General features: G+C 56.2%; 17 protein-coding genes. 7 read left to right on the forward strand and 10 right to left on the reverse strand.

What is annotated here, in order from left to right; translation table 11 throughout:
• Window positions 1-59: 59 nt before the first annotated feature.
• The 3 genes from FN082_RS18460 to FN082_RS18470 all read right to left on the reverse strand — a co-directional run bounded on the left by FN082_RS18460 (window position 60) and on the right by FN082_RS18470 (window position 1,768).
• The gene (locus FN082_RS18460) at window positions 60-392 is read right to left on the reverse strand and encodes a DUF6616 family protein (RefSeq protein WP_142982085.1); all 333 of its coding nucleotides are present in this window, start codon (window positions 390-392) and stop codon (window positions 60-62) included.
• 31 nt (window positions 393-423) lie between these two features.
• Window positions 424-924 carry a MarR family winged helix-turn-helix transcriptional regulator gene (locus FN082_RS18465; RefSeq protein WP_142982086.1) on the reverse strand — a complete coding sequence of 167 codons (501 nt, stop codon included), beginning with the start codon at window positions 922-924 and terminating at the stop codon, window positions 424-426.
• 262 nt (window positions 925-1,186) lie between these two features.
• On the reverse strand, window positions 1,187-1,768 hold the full coding sequence (locus FN082_RS18470; RefSeq protein ID WP_110274163.1) for a flavin reductase family protein: 582 nt from the start codon (window positions 1,766-1,768) through the stop codon (window positions 1,187-1,189).
• Between the two features lie 213 nt (window positions 1,769-1,981).
• Here FN082_RS18470 and FN082_RS18475 point away from each other — a divergent pair, with 213 nt between their 5' ends.
• The 4 genes from FN082_RS18475 (at window position 1,982) to nhoA (ending at window position 6,402) form a co-directional block, all read left to right on the forward strand.
• Window positions 1,982-2,683, forward strand: coding sequence for an ABC transporter ATP-binding protein (locus FN082_RS18475; RefSeq protein WP_139538189.1), 702 nt, complete (start codon window positions 1,982-1,984; stop codon window positions 2,681-2,683).
• Complete coding sequence (locus FN082_RS18480; RefSeq protein WP_142982087.1) at window positions 2,680-3,648, forward strand: ABC transporter substrate-binding protein; 969 nt, start codon at window positions 2,680-2,682, stop codon at window positions 3,646-3,648. The genes FN082_RS18475 and FN082_RS18480 overlap by 4 nt, the downstream gene beginning before the upstream one ends.
• A 176-nt stretch (window positions 3,649-3,824) precedes the next feature.
• Window positions 3,825-5,480, forward strand: coding sequence for an ABC transporter permease (locus FN082_RS18485; RefSeq protein WP_142982088.1), 1,656 nt, complete (start codon window positions 3,825-3,827; stop codon window positions 5,478-5,480).
• A 76-nt stretch (window positions 5,481-5,556) separates the two neighbouring features.
• Entirely contained in the window at window positions 5,557-6,402 is an 846-nt protein-coding gene (nhoA, locus tag FN082_RS18490) for an N-hydroxyarylamine O-acetyltransferase (RefSeq protein ID WP_142461715.1), read from the forward strand.
• A 128-nt stretch (window positions 6,403-6,530) separates the two neighbouring features.
• Here nhoA and narI read toward each other — a convergent pair whose 3' ends face one another.
• The 6 genes from narI to FN082_RS18520 all read right to left on the reverse strand — a co-directional run bounded on the left by narI (window position 6,531) and on the right by FN082_RS18520 (window position 15,417).
• Window positions 6,531-7,211 carry a respiratory nitrate reductase subunit gamma gene (gene narI, locus FN082_RS18495; protein ID WP_112214235.1) on the reverse strand — a complete coding sequence of 227 codons (681 nt, stop codon included), beginning with the start codon at window positions 7,209-7,211 and terminating at the stop codon, window positions 6,531-6,533.
• On the reverse strand, window positions 7,208-7,903 hold the full coding sequence (gene narW / locus FN082_RS18500) for a nitrate reductase molybdenum cofactor assembly chaperone (protein WP_139538193.1): 696 nt from the start codon (window positions 7,901-7,903) through the stop codon (window positions 7,208-7,210). Before narW ends, narI begins: the two co-directional genes overlap by 4 nt.
• Complete coding sequence (narH, locus tag FN082_RS18505) at window positions 7,903-9,447, reverse strand: nitrate reductase subunit beta (protein ID WP_110276571.1); 1,545 nt, start codon at window positions 9,445-9,447, stop codon at window positions 7,903-7,905. The genes narW and narH overlap by 1 nt, the downstream gene beginning before the upstream one ends.
• Entirely contained in the window at window positions 9,444-13,184 is a 3,741-nt protein-coding gene (locus tag FN082_RS18510) for a nitrate reductase subunit alpha (RefSeq protein ID WP_142982089.1), read from the reverse strand. The genes narH and FN082_RS18510 overlap by 4 nt, the downstream gene beginning before the upstream one ends.
• A gap of 80 nt (window positions 13,185-13,264) precedes the next feature.
• On the reverse strand, window positions 13,265-14,653 hold the full coding sequence (locus tag FN082_RS18515) for a NarK family nitrate/nitrite MFS transporter (RefSeq protein WP_142461717.1): 1,389 nt from the start codon (window positions 14,651-14,653) through the stop codon (window positions 13,265-13,267).
• Between the two features lie 188 nt (window positions 14,654-14,841).
• Entirely contained in the window at window positions 14,842-15,417 is a 576-nt protein-coding gene (locus FN082_RS18520; protein ID WP_142982090.1) for a TetR family transcriptional regulator, read from the reverse strand.
• Window positions 15,418-15,537: 120 nt separating this feature from the next.
• On the opposite strand from FN082_RS18520, the gene FN082_RS18525 reads away from it, so the two are divergent.
• Window positions 15,538-17,028, forward strand: coding sequence for an MFS transporter (locus FN082_RS18525; RefSeq protein ID WP_139538197.1), 1,491 nt, complete (start codon window positions 15,538-15,540; stop codon window positions 17,026-17,028).
• 229 nt (window positions 17,029-17,257) lie between these two features.
• Window positions 17,258-18,475 carry a lysozyme inhibitor LprI family protein gene (locus FN082_RS30240; RefSeq protein WP_235892135.1) on the forward strand — a complete coding sequence of 406 codons (1,218 nt, stop codon included), beginning with the start codon at window positions 17,258-17,260 and terminating at the stop codon, window positions 18,473-18,475.
• Between the two features lie 65 nt (window positions 18,476-18,540).
• On the opposite strand, the gene yddG is transcribed toward FN082_RS30240, so the two are convergent.
• Window positions 18,541-19,419: an aromatic amino acid DMT transporter YddG gene (gene yddG, locus FN082_RS18535; RefSeq protein ID WP_139538198.1), complete on the reverse strand. Its 879-nt coding sequence runs from the start codon at window positions 19,417-19,419 to the stop codon at window positions 18,541-18,543.
• 226 nt (window positions 19,420-19,645) lie between these two features.
• Here yddG and fdnG point away from each other — a divergent pair, with 226 nt between their 5' ends.
• The gene (gene fdnG, locus FN082_RS18540; RefSeq protein WP_142982091.1) at window positions 19,646-22,693 is read left to right on the forward strand and encodes a formate dehydrogenase-N subunit alpha; all 3,048 of its coding nucleotides are present in this window, start codon (window positions 19,646-19,648) and stop codon (window positions 22,691-22,693) included.
• Window positions 22,694-22,703: the final 10 nt, after the last annotated feature.

Raw genomic sequence — 22,703 nt, forward strand, 5'->3', positions numbered from 1 at the left:
TGACATGATTCCCCGGGCCAGGCGTTTTGCGCCGCCCCCCGGGGGAAGCGCGCAGAGAATCAACCTAGCGCGCTCAGATGCTCTTCAAGATTACCGGTGTTTGCGGCGGCATTGATATGTTCAAAATAATCATACCAGCCGCTGGCGGCGATACCAGCCAACAGCGCATCGCGGGCCTGAGCGTCAGGAAAACGCCAGATCCCTAAAAAACGGTGTGGGGAAGCTTTGTCGATAGCGGTATCGGTCTGCGCCAGCGTCAGGAGTTCAACGCCCCATTGCGCGAGGCCGCTCATCCCAGACTGAATGCCATTGATAAAATGCTGACGCTGCTCCACAGACAGCGCGTGCCAGGCGGGGTTAGGGGTATAAAGTTCGACTAAATAGTGGGACATAACGGGTGACTCCTTTGGGTTGATATCCAGATCATGAGAGACTTTTTCCTGCCAGCGTACCGGCGGCGACTTTCGCCAACAGTTCGGATAGCTGGGTGCGTTCCTGCGCTGAGAGATGGCTGAATAAGCCAGCAATCCAACGGCCGTGCTGGGCGAAGACGCTGCCGATAAGCTGCTTGCCCTCAGGGGTTAATGCGATGCGCATGGCCCGGCCATCAAGAGGGTCGGCATGACGCTCAATTAACTGGTCACGCTCAAGGCCGTTAAGCAGTCCGGTAATGGTTGCCCGGGTGACGCCTGCTTTTTCCGCCAACACGTTGGGAGCGAGACCGTCGGTTGCGGCATCGAGCAAAAACAGCAGCACGAAACGTCCCTCGGATAATCCCCACGGAGCCAGCAACGTTGCGCAATCGCGGTCAATGGCAGCCGCTAACGATAGAGTTTGAAAACAGAGGCGGATATTGTCGACGTCAGCAAGCTGATGACGCTCGGCCTCCTGCAGCAGCGAAAGGTATTTTTGCTCAAGTTTCATATCAGCCTCAGCTATATAGTATGGCGCCTAACTATATGATTGAAGCGATAAACGATCAAGCGAAAAATGTGGAGATTGATGACAAGCCTGGCCTGAACGTCGAGCCTGTTTTTTTGCCGGATGGCGGCTGACGCCTTACCCGGGCCTGGTGCTTTGCGCCGCCCCCGGGAGGAAGACCGCAGGGTGTTGCCGAATTATCCCGGAGGCGATGCTATGCATCTGTCCGGGCTACCGATCTCAATAATCTGCGGGTCGGCAAGGTTTACTCTTCCGGGGTATTAGCCTGTACGTGGCGACCGCTGGCGACAAAATTTCCTGTGCCGAGATGATGCAGCGTATTGATCTTATCATCGTCGAACTGCCAGCGACCGGTGACGAACGCGCGCTCATCAGCAGCGGCGGAAACCACCTCGCCAAACAGGGTGTCGTACTGCTCCTGTGCCGCCGTTGGCGGCAGCAGGCGGCACTCCATCCACGCCAGACATTTCTCTTCGATAAGCGGTAATCCCAGCTCCGGGCCTTGCACTACCGGAATGCCGTAAGCGTTAAATTTATCCTCATCGCGCCCGCTGATGCTGCCGACCGCGTAGGTCCAGCTGGCGGCTTCCACCCCCGGTACGACGATGCCGAAGGTACCGTTGCGCTCAATAATTTCCCGCGTCCAGGCGCTTTTATCCACCACGATAGCCAGCCTCGGCGGCGCGAACTCCACCGGCATCGACCACGCGGCGGCCATGACGTTACGGCGTTGAGACTGGGCGTCATAGCTGGTTATCAGAATGGTCGGGCCATGATTAAGCAGGCGACTGGCGTACTGGAGTTCCACGTGGCGAAAACGGCTCATATGCGTTCCTTGGTAAATGGGTCTGATGCCTGACCACACGTTAATCCGCAATGAAAATGTAATCAATACGTCATCAAGGCTCCCTATAGTCGGCGGCACTAAGTCCCAAAGAGGATCACAATATGTTAGCTCCCCTGAGTTTATCTCAGGTGAGCGCGGCCCGGCGGATGTTGACCGCGGGTAGAGCATCGCATTCCCAACGGGAGGGCGAAAATGCGCGCGCTTACCAGCATTAAACTCGACGGCGTTTCCTTCGCCTTCGGCACTCATACCGTTCTTAATCAGATCAGTCTGCATATCGACGCGGGCAGCATCGTTGCGCTGCTGGGGCCTTCGGGCTGCGGCAAAAGCACGCTGCTGCGCTTGCTCGCTGGGCTAACCGTACCTGCCCGCGGTGAAATTCACTTCGGCGATCGTCTGGTGGCGAAAACCGGCTGGGGAATGCCCCCGGAACAGCGCGATCTCGGTATGGTCTTTCAGGATTATGCTCTGTGGCCGCATATGACTGCCGCGCAGAACGTGGATTTTCCGCTGCGTATGCGCGGTGTAGCGCGTCACGAACGGCAAAAGCGCGTCGAGGAGGCGCTGGCGATGGTCGGTCTCAACGGCTTTGCTGATCGCAAACCGTCGGGGCTTTCCGGCGGTCAGCAGCAGCGCGTCGCCCTGGCCCGCGCTATCGTCGCTGAGCCTCGGGTGCTGCTGTTTGATGAGCCGCTCTCCAACCTCGACAGCGAACTGCGCGAGTCGCTATGCGTGGAGATGAGCCGCCTGCTGCGCCAGTTGGGGATTACAGCTGTCTACGTCACCCACGACCGTCGCGAAGCCGAGCTGCTGGCAGACAAGATTGTGCATTTATCTGCGGGCAGCATTGCCGCCGTCCGCGCCGTTACTTCATCCTCAGGGGAACCCGCATGAAAACCGTTATGACCATTAAGACAGGAGTTGCGCTCGCGATTATGCTATCGACCACCATGATCTCCAGCGCCCACGCGCTGACCGTATACACCGCCGGTCCGGGCTCTCTGGCGAAAAGTCTCGCCAGCGGCTATGAGAAGAAAACCGGGGTGAAGGTGAATATTTTCCAGGCCACAACCGGCAAGGTAATGGCGCGTCTTGAAGCCGAACAGGCGAACCCGCAGGCGGACGTGCTGATCTCCGCTTCCTGGGACACAGCGGAGGATTTGCATAACCGCGGCTGGCTGCTGGCGTATCAGAGCGCTAATGCCGATAAAGTTCCGGCGAATCTGAAATCCGCTGATTACGTTGCGCAGGGTATTTCGGCGCTGGGGATCGTCTGGAACACCAAAAGCGGCACCCCGGAGCCGAAAGAGTGGCGCGACCTGACCGAAGCGGCGTTCAAAGATAAAGTCACCACGCCGGACCCGGCGCTCTCCGGCGCGTCGCTGGATTTGCTGATCGGGTTACAGAATGGTATGGGTGATAAAGCCTGGTCGCTGTTTGACGACCTGAAAAAGAACGGCATGGTGGTCAGCGGGCCAAATGCCCAGGCGGTAACGCCGGTGATGCAGGGGGCGAAAGCGGCGGTCTTCGGTGCGGTGGACTATGTCTCTTATGGCAATATTCATCAGGGTGAATCGCTGAAGGTGATTTTCCCGGCCAGCGGTACGGTTATTGCGCCGCGTCCAATGATGATCCTTAAAACCAGCCAGCATGCAGACGATGCTAAAGCTTTTGTTGACTATGTCCTGTCGCCGGAAGGTCAGGCGCTGGTCGCTGATGCCTGGTTAATGCCCGCCCGTAGCGATGTTAAGGCTAAGCGTCCGCTACTCAACGAGCTGAAAATTCTGCCGACCACCAGCGATGGCAACAGCGAACGTAGCGCGGTCCTTTCACGTTTTAATTCGCTCTTCGCGCAGTAAATCGATTTCCCCGGGTGGCGAAACGTTGCTCGGCCAAAGTAGCCCAATCATACAGTAGCGCCACCGGGAAGATGCAACGCTGAGGCATCAGAGCCCAGTGCATTTCCCGGAGGCGGCGCTGGCGCGCCTGTCCGGGCTACCGGATCGCAGACGGGGATCGTTTCCAGGAAACTACCGTGAAACAGAAACTTATTTCGACGGGAACGCTAACGGCGCTGCTGGTGCTGGTGGCGTTACCGCTCTTTTTTATCGTCCTACAGGCGATATTCCCCCAGTTTAGCGCCGGTTCGCTGGGCGACGCATTCAGCGGCGTGCCAGCGCTGATTGCGGACCCGCAGCTGCCGCCGATGCTGGGCGGCACCCTGTGGGTGGCCTGCGGCGTGGCGCTGATGAGCGTGATTATCGGTTTGCCGCTGGGCGTGCTGCGCGGATTGTTTAATTTACCGTTGCCACGCCTCTGGGATTTGCTGTTTCTGATCCCCTTTCTTACGCCACCGTATATTGCTGCGCTGTCATGGATGCTGGTACTGCAAAGCAACGGCTATCTGCAACAGCTGACCGGCTGGGATCTGAACGATCTGCTGTTCAGCCGCAGCGGGATCGTGCTGGTGATGACCCTCAACATCTTCCCTGTGGTCTATTTTGCGGTCTCTCGCAGCCTGCTGGCGAGCGGTCAGCGGCTGGCGATAGTGGCGCGGGTGCACGGAGCCAGCGCCTGGCGGGCGTTCTGGCATATCACGTTGCCAATGCTTTCTCCGGCGCTGGCGGCGGGGATGCTGCTGGCGTTTACCCTCGCCATTGAAGAGTATGGCGTACCGGCGGCGCTCGGTTCACGGGCGGGACTGGTGATGTTGACCGTGGGAATCGAGAAAAAGCTCGCCGACTGGCCTATCGACCTGCCTGGCGCCTCGCTGCTGTCGCTGCTGCTGATTGCGGTAGCGCTGCTGGCCTGGTGGCTGCAAAAGCGGCTGGTTGGCGATAAAGAAGTGACCAGCGTTACCGGCAAGCCGGGAGAGAACAGCGGGGCGGATTTAGGCTGGCTGGCGCTTCCGGCGGTGCTGTTAATGGCCGTTGTCGGCGGATTGGCGGTGTTATTACCGGGGGCATCGATGGTACTAACCAGCCTGATGGGGACGCTGTCGGGTGGTATTCATGCTGACAATTTTACCTTCAGGCATTTCGATGCGTTGTTTGCCCAGCAGGGCGATGCGCTGTCAGCGCTGGGGACCAGCCTTTCGCTGGCGCTGGCTTCGGCGTTGATCGTCGGCCTGATTGGTCTCCTGGCTGCCTGGCTGGTGCTGGTGCAGAAAATCAGAGGGAGTGCGATTGTCGATGCATTATCGCTGATGCCAGCAGCACTGCCGGGCGTGGTCGTCGGCGTTGGGCTGATTTTGCTGTGGAACCAGCCGTTCTGGCCGGTTTCTCCCTATAACACCTGGTTTATGCTGCTGCTTTCTTATTGCTGTCTGCTGCTGCCGTGGCCGGTGCGCTATGTCGGCAGCGCGCTGCGTCAACTCGGCAATAACCTTGAGCCCGCCGCACGGGTGCACGGCGCGACGCCATTGCAGGCGCTGCGCCTGATCGTTCTGCCGCTGGTATTTCCGGCGCTGCTGGCGGCGATGCTGATGGTGTTTGCCGTGGCCTCCCGCGAGCTGGTGACCTCGCTGCTGTTGGCCCCGGCCGGGACACAAACCGTGGCGGTGTTTATCTGGCGTCAGTTTGAGCAGGGCTCGGTAGGACAGGGGATGGCAATGGCTTCCCTGACGCTATTTACTGGCCTTGCTTTAATGCTCAGCGCGCTGGCGCTGATGCAGCGGGGCACGCGTGAATAAAGGCGATCGCACAAAATAGCTGGTCAGGCAGAAAAAACAGGCTATAAATGTCGGACACCGATTGCTGGAGGCATTGATGAGTCCATTTTTAAGCGCCTATTTTTCTCGTCTGGGCTGGACGGGAACCCCTGAAGTATCGATTAACACCTTGCGTGAACTGCATATCCACCATAACGGCGCGATCCCGTTTGAGAACCTGGATGTGTTGCTGCCCAGAGAGATGCATCTCGACGATCGGACGCTGGAAGATAAGCTGATTCATGGCCGTCGTGGCGGTTACTGCTTTGAGCAAAATGGTCTGCTGGAGAGAGCGCTGCGCGAGATGGGCTTTAACGTGCGCAGCCTGCTGGGGCGCGTGGTGCTGGCCAATCCACCGCATATGCCGCCGCGCACTCATCGGCTGTTGCTGGTGGAGGTTGAGGGCGAGCGTTGGATTGCCGATGTCGGCTTTGGCGGTCAGACCCTGACCGCGCCGATTAAGCTGTTGGCGGATGTTGAACAAACCACGCCGCACGGTGAGTATCGCCTGATTTATGAAGGGGATGAATGGGCGCTGCAGTTCAGTCATCACGGTCACTGGCAGTCGATGTACCATTTTGATTTGGGTCGTCAGTACGCTTCTGACTACGTGATGGGCAACTTCTGGTCGGCGCACTGGCCGCAGTCGCACTTCCGTCACCATCTGCTGATGTGCCGCCATTTACCGGACGGCGGCAAAATGACGCTAACCAATTTCCACTTTACCCATTGGGATAAAAACCATGTGGTCGAAAAGCTGGATTTACCAGACGTTCCGGCGCTGTACGAAGCGCTGCAAACGCGTTTCGGCCTCGGCGTGGATGATGCCAAATATGGCTTTAGCGAAGCGGAGTTAGCGGCGGTGATGGCGGCGTTTGATACGCATCCGGAGGCGGGGAAGTAGGTTTTGACGTTTTACCCTCACCCTTACCCTCTCCCTGGAAGGGAGAGGGGAGCGCACGGTGCGGAGTTTCGGTCTGCCTTTCTCCCTCTCCCCGCATTTGGGGAGAGGGTCGGGGTGAGGGGAAAGACTCAGCGCCTTGAACGTACCACCTGATAGCGGCGGGTGAAATACTCCACCGGGGCGCTCCAGACGTGCACCAGACGAGTGAACGGGAACAGCAGGAAGATGGTCATCCCCAGCACCAGGTGAACGCGATAAATCCACGCCACGCCGTCAAGATGCGCCGACGCGCCGCCGTGGAAGGTCACCACCGCCTGCGCCCAGTCCACCAGTTTTAGCATCTCGCTGCCGTCCGGGTGCTGCGCGGAGAACGGAATGGTCGTCAGGCCGAGCGCGCACTGAATCAGCAGAATGCTCAGAATCAGGATATCCGCGGTGGTGGAGGTGGCGCGAATGCGCGGGTTGGTCAGACGACGAACCAGCAGCCCGATACCGCCGACCAACGTCAGCACACCGCAAACCCCGCCAAGGATCATCGCCATCAGCTGCTTCTGCGACATCGGCAGGAACCAGGAATAGACCCAGTGTGGCGTCAACATGCCGAAGAAGTGGCCGAAGAAGATCCCGAGAATGCCGATGTGGAACAGGTTCGACCAAAGCACCATCCCGCGTTTATCCAGCATCTGGCTCGATGAGGCGCGCCAGGTGTACTGACCGTAGTCGTAGCGCAACCAGCTGCCGATGAGAAACACCGTTCCGCAGAGATAGGGGTAGATATCGTAAAAGAAGACGTTAAGGTACTGTATCATTTCGGGCCTCCGGCACGGACGTCGACATACTGCGGTGCCACGTCCTGGCTAAAGCGTCGTTGATAAGACTGCATTGGGGAGCTGTCGCAGGCGGTGGCGTTATCTTCGATAAACTTCACCTGTTCCTCCTCCCACACTGCATCCAGCGCCTGACGGGTATCGTCGCGTTTTTCCCCCGCCACCTGTTTAGTGACACTGTCACTGTTTAGTTTGCTATCAGCGATCGACAGCAACGCATCAAACAGTTGATAGTATTGGCATTCCCTCTGCTTTAGCCTCCCGCCGAGCAGGGCCAGAATCGGCGCAACGTTCTGTAAACCCTCGCGAGCTTCGTTTTCCGGTAAGATGCTCAGGTACTCCAGATAGAGCGGCAGGTGGTCCGGCAGTTCGCGGCTGTTTAGCTGCAAACCGGCCTGTTCATACTGGCCCATTAAATCAACCATCGCCTGGCCGCGATCGCGGGATTCGGCGTGGACGTGTTCGAACAGCAGCAGCGAAGTAGCACGCCCGCGCTCGAACACTTCGCACCATTCGGCCTGCCGATCGAGGAGCTTCGCCGCCAGCAGCGGCCCGACGAAAGGCAGCAGCGCAGGAGCATCGGCGCTGACCAGCGTCAGCGCCTCCTCACGGCTCTCCCACAGTACCTCGTCCGGGTACTCCAGCAGCAGACCGATGACTTTGAGGATCTGCATTATTCTCCCTCCCCGTGTTTGCGCACGCCACCGATGTCAATGGCATCGATGCGCCGACTGTTGAAGAGGTTGAACTTGGTATCCGAACCGTGGCAGCCATCGCCGAAGGTGAAACCACAGCCGTTTTTCTCCGGGAAAGCATCTTCCGCCATTTCGCGGTGGCTGGTGGGGATCACAAAGCGGTCTTCGTAGTTGGCGATCGCCAGATAACGGTACATGTCCTCAACCTGTTCCACGCTTAAGCCGACTTCTTCGATGGCGCGGGTGTCGGTGACGCCTTCCACTGTCTGGGAGCGTTTGTAGTGCCGCATCGCCATCATGCGTTTCAGGGCGCGCAGCACCGGGCCGGTATCGCCCGCACTGAGCAGATTGGCGAGGTATTGCACCGGAATGCGCAGGCTTTCCACCGCCGGGAGAATATTGCCGTTGCTCGGCAGGCCGCCCGCATCGGCCACCGACTGAATCGGCGACAGCGGCGGGACGTACCAGACCATCGGCAGGGTGCGGTATTCCGGATGCAGCGGCAGGGCCAGCTTCCAGTCCATCGCCAGCTTGTAGACCGGGGATTTCTGCGCTGCGTCAATCACGTTATGCGGAATGCCTTGCTTCAACGCCTCTTCGATCACCGCCGGGTCGTGCGGATCGAGGAACACGTCGCACTGGCGTTCGTAGAGATCGGTTTCATGTTCGGTGCTGGCCGCTTCTTCGATGCGGTCCGCGTCATACAGCAGCACTCCGAGGTAACGGATGCGCCCGACGCAGGTTTCGGAGCAGACCGTCGGTTGTCCGGATTCGATACGCGGGTAGCAGAAGATGCATTTCTCTGACTTGCCGCTCTTCCAGTTGAAGTAGATTTTTTTGTATGGACAGCCGCTGATGCACAGTCGCCAGCCGCGGCATTTGTCCTGGTCGATCAGTACGATACCGTCTTCTTCACGCTTGTAGATGGCGCCGCTCGGGCAGGTGGCGACACAGCTTGGGTTGAGACAGTGTTCGCACAGACGCGGGAGATACATCATGAAGGTGTTTTCGAACTGACCGTACATCTCCTTTTGCATTGCGGCAAAGTTCTGGTCGTGGGCACGCTTTTCGAACTCGCCGCCGAGCAGTTCCTCCCAGTTCGGGCCCCATTCAATCTTGTTCATCCGCTGGCCACTGATCAGCGAACGCGGGCGGGCGGTGGGCAGATGTTTACCTTCTGCCGCGTTGTGCAGATGTTGGTAGTCGTAGGTGAACGGTTCGTAATAGTCGTCAATGCCCGGAATCAGCGGGTTGGCAAAGATTTTAGACAGTACGCCGACACGGTTGCCGAGGCGCGGAGTGAGCTTGCCGGTAATGCTGCGAACCCAGCCGCCTTGCCACGCCTCCTGATCTTCCCAGTTCTTCGGGTAGCCAATACCCGGTTTGGTTTCCACGTTGTTAAACCATGCGTACTCCATCCCTTCACGGCTGCTCCAGACGTTTTTACAGGTGACCGAGCAGGTGTGGCAGCCGATGCATTTGTCGAGATTAAGCACCATGCCGACCTGTGAGCGTATCTTCATTTTTTCGCCTCCTGAACCTGATCGCGACCTTCGTCATCCAGCCAGTCAATATTTTTCATTTTGCGGATCATTATGAACTCATCGCGGTTGGAGCCGACGGTGCCGTAGTAGTTAAAACCGTAGGCCAGTTGGGCATAGCCGCCGATCATATGCGTCGGTTTCGGACACACGCGGGTGACCGAGTTATGGATCCCGCCGCGCCGACCGGTGACTTCCGAACCTGGAATATTCATCAGGCGTTCCTGAGCGTGGTACATCATGGTCATGCCCGGCGGTACGCGCTGGCTGACCACCGCGCGGGCGGTCAGCGCGCCGTTGGCGTTGAAGGCTTCGATCCAGTCGTTATCCTCGATGCCTAGCTCTTTGGCGTCGGCTTCGCTAAGCCATACAATCGGCCCGCCGCGCGATAGGGTTAGCATCAGCAGGTTTTCGCTGTAGGTGGAGTGGATGCCCCATTTCTGGTGTGGCGTCAGGAAGTTGAGCGCTTTTTCCGGGAATCCATTAGGGGGGATCTCTTTCATATGGCTGACGCTGCGGGTGTCGATTGGCGGGCGATAGGCCACCAGGCTTTCACCAAAGGCGCGCATCCAGGGGTGATCCTGATACAGCTGCTGACGGCCAGAGAGGGTACGCCAGGGGATCAGTTCATGGACGTTGGTATAGCTGGCGTTATATGAAACGTGTTCGCTTTCCAGGCCTGACCAGGTCGGGCTGGAGATAATCTTACGCGGCTGGGCCTGAATATCGCGAAAGCGGATTTTCTCATCCTCTTTATTCAGCGCCAGATGCGTATGTTCACGCCCGGTAAATTCGCTGAGCGCCTGCCAGGCTTTCACCGCCACCTGACCGTTGGTTTCCGGGGCGAGGGCGAGGATGACTTCCGAGGCATCAATGGCGCTATCAATGCGCGGACGGCCTTTTGCCGGGCCATCAAGTTTGACGTAGTTAAGCTTGCCGAGGAAATCGACCTCACTCTGGGTGTTCCACGAAATGCCTTTGCCGCCGTTGCCCAGCTTATCGAGCAGCGGGCCGAGAGAGGTGAAACGCTCGTAAGTCGCCGGGTAATCTCGTTCCACGACGGCAATCGACGGCGCGGTTTTACCGGGGATTAAATCGCATTCGCCCTTACGCCAGTCGAGCACGTCAAAAGGTTGCGACAGCTCCGCCGGGGAGTCGTGCTGCAGCGGCACCAGCACCACATCGGTCTCTTTGTCGAGATGACCAACACAGACTTCGGAGAAGGTTTTGGCGATATCTTTATAGATTTCCCAGTCGCTTTTCGCCTCCCACGCCGGGTCGACGGCGGCGGAGAGCGGGTGGATAAACGGATGCATATCCGAGGTGTTCATATCGTCTTTTTCGTACCAGGTGGCGGTCGGCAGGACGATATCGGAGAACAAGCAGGTGCTGGACATGCGAAAATCGAGAGTCACCAGCAGGTCGAGCTTGCCCTCGATGGCGGCGGTCTGCCACTCCACCTCTTCAGGCTTAACGTCATCGGTTGCGCCCAGCTCATCACCCTGAATCCCGCTGTCGGTACCCAGCAGATATTTAAGCATGTACTCGTGGCCCTTGCCGGAGGAACCCAGCAGGTTGGAGCGCCAGATAAACAGGTTACGTGGGTGGTTCTTGCCGTTATCCGGCTGCTCGCAGGCAAAGCGGATATCGCCGGACTTTAGCGCCTGAGCGGTAAAGTCGGCCGGGGAAAGACCTGCGGCGGCGGCCTGCTGTTTGATGGTGAGCGGGTTGACGCCCAGCTGCGGCGCAGAGGGGAGCCAGCCCATACGCTCGGCGCGGACGTTGAAGTCGATTAAATGACCGCTAAATTTGCTGGCGTCCGCCAGCGGCGATAGCAATTCCTGGGCGGTCAGTTTTTCATAGCGCCACTGGCTGGCGTGATTGTAGAAATATGAGGTGCTGTTCATCTGGCGCGGCGGGCGGTTCCAGTCGAGGGCGAACGCTAGCGGTAGCCAGCCGGTTTGCGGGCGCAGCTTTTCCTGGCCGACGTAGTGCGACCAGCCGCCGCCGCTCTGACCAACGCAGCCGCAGAACACCAGCATATTGATCATCCCGCGGTAGTTCATATCCATGTGATACCAGTGGTTGACACCGGCTCCGAGGATAATCATCGACCGACCGTGGGTTTTATGTGCGGTATCGGCGAATTCCAGGGCGATCTGCTCGATATGCTGGCGCGGTACGCCGGTGATCTGCTCGGCCCACGCCGGGGTATAGGCTTTCACTTCCGCAAAATCTTTTGCCGCGTTGGCGTCGTCTAAGCCGCGATCGAGTCCGTAGTTGGCGAGGATCAGGTCATAAACGCTCACTACCAGTCCAGTTTCGCCATTAGCCAACGGCAGCTGTTTGACCGGGAGCTGATGAATCGTCACTGGATCTTGTTTGACGCTACGAAAGTGCGGATTTTCGTTGCCGCCGAAGTAGGGAAAACCGACCGAAACGACGCTATCGCGGCTGTCCAGCAGCGACAACGTTAATTCGGTCTCTTGCCCGGCAGCCCGCTGCTCAAGGTTCCATTTGCCTTTTTCACCCCAGCGGAAGCCAATGGAACCGTTAGGCGCGACCAGCTCGCCTGCGCTGTTATACGCCACGGTTTTCCACTCCGGATTATTGCTTTCGCCCAACCCGTCAACCAGGTCAGAGGCACGCAACATGCGGCCCGGTACGTAGCTACCCTCTTCGCGCGGGTCTAGCATCACCAGCATTGGCATATCGGTATAGGTGCGACAGTAATTGAGGAAGTAATCGCTGGGGTTATCGAGGTGAAATGTTTTGAGGATCACGTGGCCCATCGCCATCGCCAGCGCGCTGTCGGTACCCTGTTTCGGGGCCAGCCACTGATCGCAAAGCTTGGCGACTTCCGAATAGTCCGGGGTAATGGCGATGGTTTTCGTGCCTTTGTAGCGGACTTCGGTAAAGAAATGGGCATCCGGGGTGCGGGTCTGCGGAACGTTGGAGCCCCAGGCGATAATGTAGCTGGAGTTGTACCAGTCGGCGGATTCCGGGACATCGGTTTGCTCGCCCCAGGTCATTGGCGATGCGGGAGGCAGGTCGCAATACCAGTCGTAGAAGCTCAGGCAGGTGCCGCCAAGCAGCGACAAGTAACGGGTACCGGCGGCATAAGAGACCATCGACATCGCCGGGATCGGCGAGAAGCCAGCGACGCGGTCCGGGCCGTAGTTTTTAATCGTCCAGACGTTGGCGGCGGCAATCAGCTGGTTCAGTTCTTTCCAGCTGGAGCGGATAAAACCCCCTTTACCGCGCACCTGTTTGTAGCTGAGGGTTTTGACCGGGTCCTGCATGATGCTGTCCCAGGCCAGCACCGGATCCGGATGCTGAGTCAGCGCCTCGCGCCATAGCTCGATCAGCCGCTTGCGCGCCAGCGGATACTTCAGACGGTTAGCGCTGTAAAGATACCAGGAGTAGCTTGCGCCGCGCGGACAACCACGGGGTTCGTGGTTGGGCAGGTCAGGGCGGGTGCGCGGGTAGTCGGTTTGCTGGGTTTCCCAGGTGACCAGCCCGTTCTTAACGTAGATCTTCCAGCTGCATGAGCCCGTACAGTTCACGCCGTGCGTTGAGCGGACAATCTTGTCGAACTGCCAGCGCTGACGGTAGCTATCTTCCCAGTCGCGGTTGGTGTTGTACACCTGACCGTGACCGTTGGCAAAGGTCTCGCCTTTCTGCTTAAAGTAGCGAAAGCGATCCAGTAGTTTACTCATGACATTTCTCCTGCTTCGATAATGTACGGCATCGTGCCATTGCCGGATAAGGCGTTAGCCGCCATCCGGCAAATTTCTCGTTATTTTTTTGCCGGTGTGCGTCGGCCATAGACCAACCACGTCACCAGCACACACACGACGTAGAAGACAAAGAACACTTTCATGGCCCCGACCGGCGAGCCGGTCATTGCCAGCGATGTACCGAAGGCTTTTGGGATAAAGAAGCCGCCAATCGCGCCGATGGCGGAGATAAATCCGAGCGCTGCTGCGGTATCGGTCACCGCTTCGTGCTGGGCTTGTTCGTCACTACCGCCGCGCTTCTTAACGCTCTCGATGGTGATTTGACGGAAAATTACGGCGATCATCTGGAAGGTGGAGCCGCTGCCGAGACCGGCGGTCAGAAACAACCCCATAAACACCACGTAAAAGGCGAGAAAGCTGCCGGAACCGGAGCCAGGCAGGGTGAGGAACAGCAGACCGGTAAATAGCGCCATCAGCACGAAGTTCACCAGCGTGACCCGGACGCCGCCGAGACGGTCGGAGATAATGCCGCCGAATGAACGCGCCAGCGCGCCGATAAACGGGCCGAAGAATGCCAGCTTGAGGATGTTGACGTCCGGAAACTGCGTTTTCGCCAGCATGGCAAAACCAGCGGAAAAGCCGATAAAGGAGCCAAAAGTCGCGAGGTAAAGCAGGCTCAGCAGCCACATATGCGGCCGTTTCAGAACGGGCAACTGATCGCGAATGGATGCCTTCGAGCTGGCGATATCGTTCATGCCTACCCAGGCGGCAATGGTGGCAATCACCAGCAGCGGTACCCAGACAATAGCCGCGTTACTTAGCGCGAGGATGGAGCCATCTTCCTGGGGAACTCCGTGAACGCCGAGGAACGCGAATATCGGCAGGAAGATCACCGCCGGAGCAATCATCTGCATCACGCTGACGCCGAGGTTGCCGAGCCCGCCGTTCACCCCCAGCGCGCTGCCCTGTTTGGCTTTGGGAAAGAAAAAGCTGATATTTCCCATGCTGGAAGCAAAGTTGGCACCAGCAAAACCGCACAGCAGGGCAATGGTGATAAATACCCAAAATGGAGTGGCGGTATTTTGAATAGCAATTCCCAGCCAGATGCAGGGCACCACCAGAATAATCGTGCTTAATACCGTCCAGTAGCGCCCGCCAAATATAGGTACCATAAAGGAGTAGGGTACGCGTAATATTGCTCCGGAAAGTGAAGGCAGGGCGGTTAATAAAAAGAGTTGATCGGTGGTGAAATTAAATCCGACTTTATTGAGATTGACCGCGACGGCACTAAATAACATCCACACGCAAAAGGCGAGTAGCAGACAAGCCACGGAAATGCAAAGATTCCTCCGCGCTATTTTCTTGCCCTTATTTTCCCAGAATGCCGCGTTTTCTGGTTTCCACTCTTTTAAAAGGTAATGATTCTTCTTCTCATTTTCTGTCGACATATTGCCCTCGAATGAACAGTATTCAGTGAAAAGAATAAATAAGTAAAAACAGTAAATTAAGAAAATACTGTATGCAGAGGTGGTTTTTTTATCCGTTGTAATGATTGAAGAATAGATAAGAAAAGCGCGTCATAAGAAGAGGCGCGAATAATCGGGGGGGATTATTTGTTACAGAATGTAACGCTGAATTAAAATAACTCCATCGATATATAATAGTTTATATAACGATTAAATGTGGCATTGTCTATTTCTTGCATTCCCAGGGTGTAAATTCCGTCGAGGCCGCAAACAAGGGCTATCAGCCGCCAGGCGATGCTTTCGGCGTTGTCCTTTGGCTGAAATTCTCCCGCCTCGATTCCGCCGTGGATAATCTTCAGGGTCTCTTCATGCCACATGGTCATTGTTAGCAAGTAAGCGCCTTTGATATCCCGGTCGCTATCGGCCAGCAGCTGCGCCTCGCGCCATAAGCGCACGTAGGGCTCAAGCTTGCCATCGTCGCTCCCCACCATCGAAAACAGACGCTCGCGCCAGCTGGCGTCATCGGCAACCAGCGGCATATCGAGCATTTCACGGATCAGGCGTACGAAAGTATGAGCTTTCAATTCGCCAATTGAAGTGAAGTGGTGGTGCAGTTGCCCGGCGGCGACGCCGGCTTCCGAAGCTATCTGACGCACGGTCATCGCGCTGAAGCCGTCCCTTAGCGCCACGCGCATGGCTGCCAGCACAATAACTTCCCGACGCGCATCGCGATTTAAATAGCTCATAACGTTCCGTGACCCCTGTTTTTTTAGCGATAGTAACAAAAAGTTGGACACTCGTTCAACATTGCGGCAGGATCGCCATCCTGGACAAATGTCCAATTTTCAATATTGAGGAAAAGTAGTATGTCTCGGCAATGGTTGACGCTGATGGCGATTTTGCTGGTTTATATTCCGGTAGCGATCGACGCTACGGTACTGCATGTGGCTGCGCCGACGCTTAGCGTGGCGCTGGGAACCAGCGGCAATGAGCTGCTGTGGATTATTGATATCTATTCGCTGGTGATGGCCGGCATGGTGCTGCCGATGGGCGCGCTTGGCGATAAAATCGGCTTCAAACGTCTGCTCCTGCTCGGTAGCGGTATTTTTGGCCTGGCATCGCTGGCGGCGGCGTTTTCACCTACGGCAGCGACGCTGATTGCTTCCCGTGCTCTGCTGGCGGTAGGCGCGGCGATGATTGTTCCGGCAACGCTCGCCGGGATCCGTAGCACCTTCTCAGAAGCACATCAGCGTAATATGGCGCTCGGCCTGTGGGCAGCGGTCGGTTCCGGCGGTGCGGCATTTGGTCCGCTGGTTGGCGGCATGCTGCTGGAGCATTTCTATTGGGGCTCGGTATTCCTGATCAACGTACCGATCGTGCTGGTGGTGATGGCGATTAATGCCAAAGTGGTCCCACGCCAGCCCGCGCGGCGCGAACAGCCGCTCAATTTAGTCCAGGCGCTGATCCTGATCGCCGCCATATTGATGCTGGTATTTAGCGCCAAAACGGCGCTGAAGGGGCAAATGGCGCTGTGGTTAACCGGGCTGGTCGCAGTGTCCGGCGCAGCGATGCTGTTCTGGTTTGTGCGTAAACAGCTCTCGGCAGCGCGCCCGATGGTGGATATGCGACTGTTCACTCATCGTATTATTTTAAGTGGGGTGATGATGGCGATGACGGCGCTCATTACTCTGGTTGGCTTCGAGCTGCTGATGGCGCAGGAGCTACAGTTTGTGCACAACAAAACGCCTTTTGAGGCCGGTTTGTTTATGCTGCCAGTGATGGTAGCAAGCGGTTTTAGCGGTCCAATTGCCGGAATGCTGGTGTCACGGTTGGGTCTGCGCGAGGTGGCGACCGGCGGGATGCTGCTGAGCGCGCTGAGCTTTCTTGGCCTGTCGATGATCGACTTCAGCACTCAGCAATGGCAGGCATGGGGCCTGATGACGCTGCTGGGCTTCAGCGTCGCCAGCGCGCTGCTCGCATCCAGTTCAGCGATTATGGCCGCCGCGCCGAAAGAGAAAGCCGCAGCGGCAGGGGCCATTGAAACCATGGCCTATGAGCTGGGGGCAGGCCTGGGCATTGCGCTGTTTGGTTTGATCCTGACTCGTAGCTACACCTCGACGATTGTTCTGCCGGCGGGCGTGGAAGGTGCTGCGGCGGAGCAGGCATCGTCCTCCATTAGTGAGGCAATTAAGCTGGCGCAGTCGATGCCCGCTATTCCGGCGCAAAGCCTGCTTGAGGCGGCAAAGGCGGCGTTTATCAATTCCCACAGCATCGTGCTAGCGACGGCGGGCGTTCTGCTTCTGCTGCTGGCGGCAGGTATCTGGCGCAGCCTGGCGAAAGCGCCGGAATTGAATTAATTTTTATGCCGGAGTTATTCTCCGGCTTTTATTTATCCAATTTATTTATTCTGATTTTTCGCTGGTGAGTACGCTTTTTACTGTCGTTTAGCACCGGAATGTGCTAATTAACGTGATGGTTTGCAGGATAATGATAAACGGCAAGGATATGCAAAGGGAATCCATAATGAAATTGACGTGCCTCAGCAATAACGCAAAGAAAATAATTTGTAGCCTTGGGGTATTTATAATGTCGCTACCGGCAGGTGCTGCAGGGTTTGATTGTTCAGCTCAAAATCTTAACAAGACAGAATTAACGATATGTAATGATACTTATCTATCAAGTGTGGATAATGTTTTAAACCTGTTTTTTACTTCAGCACTTAATAACAGTATTAATCACGGCACATTGTTCAGAGAACAGCGCCAATGGGTGAAAGAAAGAAATCAGTGTGGGGATGATATTTCTTGTATAAAAGAAAAATATGTTGCCAGAAATAAAGATTTAACCGCGATTTTATCTTTTCGGAATGTCGATGACGTTTTTAATCGTGATGGCGATTTACTCGACCCGCCCATGGCGCAGAATTTGCAAAATAAAAATGGTTTTACCATTACCGAGGACCGCTGGCGGGTTAAGGTCATCGTACCAGAATGGGTTATCTCATCACGGAATTATAAACTGGATGACTCTGACTGGCGAGTGCTGACGCACAGAGTGGTGAACGGTGATCTGGTTATCTATTTTCTTGTCTCCGGAAGAGAGGGCGATAAGCAGGTAAACAATATTATTCGCGTTGAAAACGGCTGGAAGTCACTGATTGTTGCTCATTACGAATATTCATACCGTGACGATGTGATGATTAAATACGACCCCGGCAGTACGGATAGTATCGTCTATTCCGTTTTTCAGCGCCCCGATCCAGAGCTGGTCGATAGCACCGATTATACGGTAGAGACTTACACTCTTGATCCCACCAGTGACAAGGTGGAAAAAACTCAGAGCACCTCGCGCAGCGAGGCAAGCTTAAAAAAAGAGGCATGGGTGGGCTACTGCGAAACTCAGGAGTGCACCAGTCGGGTAGCGTCCCCGGATGGGAAATGGCGCCTGGCGTCGCGCGATGATTATGACGAAGGGATGTTCTATTTCCCGGCGGACAGGCCGGATCAGGGAATTAACGTATTCCTGGCGCAGGGGGAGACTTCAAAGGGTAATGATTTCGAATATATGCGCAACTATGCCTGGGGCGATGAGAATTCATTTTATTTTGATAACGACGGCGGTTATGCCTGCATCTGGAAAACAGACATTAAAAATAAAACCACCCAGCGTATATTACCGGTGGAAGGGATGTTGCAGCCTTACTACCTGAACTATAACGGTGAGGATTTGGTTGTTGCCACATACCGCACTTATTCTGCAGAAAAGAAAGGGCAGCATTACGAAATTTATATCGCTAAAAAATAAAGTCCCGATGGCGGCGAAAGATATCCGCCGCCACGGGCAGCTTATAGCCCTAATGGGATAGGTTCTTAGCGCCGGGTCGCCTGCCAGCAGAGCAGGGAGCCAATGCACACCATCCCGGCACCCTGCCAGAATGACCACGACAGCGCAGCGCTGAGCAACAACGCCGCCAGCGCCGAAGAGAGCACCGGGGTAAAGTAGGAGGCGGCGGCCAGCAGGCTAACGTTGCCATGCAGGATACCGACGTTCCACGCTGCGTAACCTAATCCCAATGCGACTGACAGGGTGACCAGCTTGATGATGACCGGCCAGCTAAAGACCATCGGCGGCTGCTCGCTGAACAGGAATTTCAGCCACAGGGTCAGGGCGGTGAGCAGGACAAACAGGGTAATACCGTTCTTACCTTTAGCGTATTTTGCGGTGACCGTGCAGTAGGCCGCCCAGATAAACGCGCCGACAAAAGCCAGAATATAGCTCAACGGGCTGGAGACTACATTGCTGATTATTTCATCGATATTCAGACCGTGCTCACCGCCTAATACCCATGTCACGCCAAATAACGCCAGTAATAATCCAGGGATTACCAGCCAGCTGCTTTTTTGTCCGTTGAACAGAATGGCAAACAGGATGGTCAGGCTGGGCCACAGGTAATTAACCATCCCCACTTCAATCGCCTGCTGTCGCGTACCGGCTAATCCGACCGACAGCGCCAGGCAAATTTCATAGCTGACGAACAATACGCTGCCTGCCAGCAGATAAGACCGGGGGATGTGGCGTATTTGCGGAAAGCCGACGGTAAAGATCAGCAAAATGCCGCTCAGGCTGTAGATCATCGCCGCACCACCCACCGGGCCAAGCCCCTCGCTAACGCCGCGAATCAGCCCGACCATCGTGCTCCAGAGTATGATAGCGGCAAATCCAATGAGCGTGGCTCTCTTCTTCTCCATATTTAACCTGATGTTGATTCAAACGCAGTCGGGTTTTATAACACTTTTTTTTCGCTCCCGGGGGATATTTTCCACAGTACTTAATCCTAATGGAGTAATGAAATTCGACGTCGCTGACTATTAAGGGGGCATGGATTCAGGACATTGATTTGACGCAAATAAAACAGGGGTATTGCTGTTAATTTCCACTCCCGCAATGAATAGACATCCCACACGGAGGGGAATAATGGACGTCAGCCGCAGAAAGTTTTTTAAAATCTGCGCAGGCGGTATGGCTGGAACAACAGTCGCTGCTTTGGGTTTTGCGCCCAAAATGGCTCTGGCTCAGGCGCGCAACTATAAATTGCTGCGTGCGAAAGAGATCCGCAACACCTGCACATACTGTTCCGTCGGCTGCGGGCTATTAATGTATAGCCTGGGCGACGGCGCGAAAAACGCGAAAGAAGCGATTTATCATATCGAAGGGGACCCGGATCATCCGGTAAGCCGCGGCGCGCTGTGCCCGAAAGGAGCCGGTCTGCTGGACTATGTCCATAGTGAAAACCGTCTGCGCTATCCGCAATACCGTGCGCCGGGTTCAGATAAATGGCAGCGCATCTCCTGGGATGAGGCGTTTACTCGTATCGCCAAATTGATGAAAGCCGACCGTGACGCCAACTTTATTGAGAAAAACGATCAGGGCGTTACGGTTAACCGTTGGCTTTCCACCGGCATGCTGTGCGCATCCGCAGCGAGCAATGAGACCGGCATGTTGACGCAGAAGTTTGTGCGATCTCTTGGCATGCTGGCGGTAGACAACCAGGCGCGCGTCTGACACGGACCAACGGTAGCAAGTCTTGCTCCAACATTTGGTCGCGGTGCGATGACCAACCACTGGGTTGATATCAAAAACGCTAACGTCGTGGTGGTGATGGGCGGTAACGCCGCAGAAGCCCATCCGGTGGGATTCCGCTGGGCGATGGAAGCAAAAAACAACAACGATGCGACGCTTATCGTCGTCGATCCGCGCTTTACGCGTACGGCGTCGGTGGCTGATATCTATGCGCCGATTCGCTCTGGTACCGACATTACTTTCCTGTCGGGCGTTCTGCTGTACCTGATTCAAAATAACAAAATCAATGCGGAGTACGTTAAACACTACACCAACGCCAACCTGCTGATTCGCGATGATTTTGCTTTCGAAGATGGTCTGTTCAGCGGCTATGATGCCGAAAAACGTCAGTACGATAAATCTTCGTGGAACTATCAGTTCGACGAAAACGGCTACGCCATGCGCGATGAAACTCTGCAACATCCGCGCTGCGTGTGGAACCTGCTGAAACAGCACGTTTCCCGCTATACGCCGGAGGTGGTGGAGAATATTTGCGGTACGCCGAAAGACGATTTCCTCAAAGTGTGCGAAGTGCTGGCCTCTACCAGCGCAGCGGACAGAACCACCACCTTCCTGTACGCGCTGGGCTGGACGCAGCATACCGTCGGGGCGCAGAACATTCGCACTATGGCGATGATCCAACTGCTGCTTGGCAATATGGGCATGGCGGGCGGCGGCGTGAACGCGCTGCGTGGTCACTCCAATATCCAGGGATTAACCGATTTAGGTCTGCTCTCGACCAGTCTGACCGGTTATCTGACGCTGCCGTCGGAAAAACAGACGAGCCTGCAAAGCTATCTGGCGGCGAATACGCCAAAAGCAACGCTTGCCGATCAGGTGAACTACTGGAGCAACTATCCGAAGTTCTTCGTCAGCCTGATGAAATCCTTCTATGGCGACGCGGCGCAGAAAGAGAACGATTGGGGCTTTAACTGGTTACCGAAGTGGGACCAGGCTTACGACGTTATCAAGTATTTCAATATGATGGATAACGGCAAAGTCACCGGCTATATCTGCCAGGGCTTTAACCCGGTGGCTTCGTTCCCGGACAAAAACAAAGTTGTCCGTAGCCTGAGCAAGCTGAAGTACATGGTGGTTATTGACCCATTAGTGACTGAAACATCGACTTTCTGGCAAAACCACGGTGAGTCGAACGATGTCGACCCGGCGGCGATTCAGACCGAAGTATTCCGTCTGCCGTCCACCTGCTTTGCCGAAGAAGATGGCTCGATCGCCAACTCCGGTCGCTGGCTACAGTGGCACTGGAAAGGTCAGGATGCGCCGGGTGAAGCGCGTAATGACGGCGAAATCCTGGCCGGTATTTACCATCGTCTGCGTGAGATGTATCGCACTGAAGGCGGTAAAGGCGTTGAACCGCTGCTGAAGATGGGCTGGAACTACAAACAGCCGGATCATCCGGAGTCGGAAGAGATCGCCAAAGAGAACAACGGCTATGCACTGGAAGATCTCTACGACGCCAACGGCGTGCTGCTGGCGAAGAAGGGTCAACTGCTGAACAGTTTCGCGCTGCTGCGAGATGACGGTAGCACCGCTACGTCTTGCTGGATCTATACCGGGAGCTGGACCGAGCAGGGCAACCAGATGGCCAACCGCGATAACGCCGATCCGTCAGGGCTGGGTAATACGCTGGGCTGGGCATGGGCGTGGCCGCTCAACCGCCGCGTGCTGTATAACCGCGCCTCGGCGGATATCAACGGCAAACCGTGGGATGCGAAACGGATGCTGATCCAGTGGAACGGCAGCAAATGGGTCGGGAATGATATTCCGGACTTCAATACCGCGCCGCCGGGCAGTAAAACCGGGCCGTTTATCATGCAGCAGGAAGGTCTTGGCCGCCTGTTTGCGCTGGATAAGCTGGCTGAAGGACCGTTCCCTGAACACTACGAGCCGATGGAAACGCCACTGGGGACAAACCCGCTGCATCCGAACGTGGTTTCCAGCCCGGTGGTGCGCATCTACGAAGATGACGTACTGCGTTTGGGCAAGAAGGATAAGTTCCCGTATGTCGGCACCACCTATCGCCTGACCGAGCATTTCCATACCTGGACCAAGCATGCGCTGCTCAACTCGATTGCGCAGCCGGAACAGTTTGTCGAAATCAGCGAAGGTCTGGCGAGCGCGAAGGGGATTGCTAATGGCGATCGGGTGACGGTCAGCAGCAAGCGCGGCTTTATTCGCGCGGTGGCCGTGGTAACCCGCCGTCTGCAAACGCTCAACGTTAACGGTCAGCAGGTGGAAACCGTCGGGATCCCGCTGCACTGGGGTTTTGAAGGCGTGGCCCGCAAAGGTTACATCGCCAATACCCTGACGCCGAACGTGGGTGATTCCAACTCGCAAACGCCGGAGTACAAGGCGTTTCTGGTCAACATCGAGAAAGCGTAAGGAGCGAATG

The sequence above is a fragment of the Klebsiella spallanzanii genome (assembly GCF_902158555.1).
Classification (GTDB): domain Bacteria; phylum Pseudomonadota; class Gammaproteobacteria; order Enterobacterales; family Enterobacteriaceae; genus Klebsiella; species Klebsiella spallanzanii.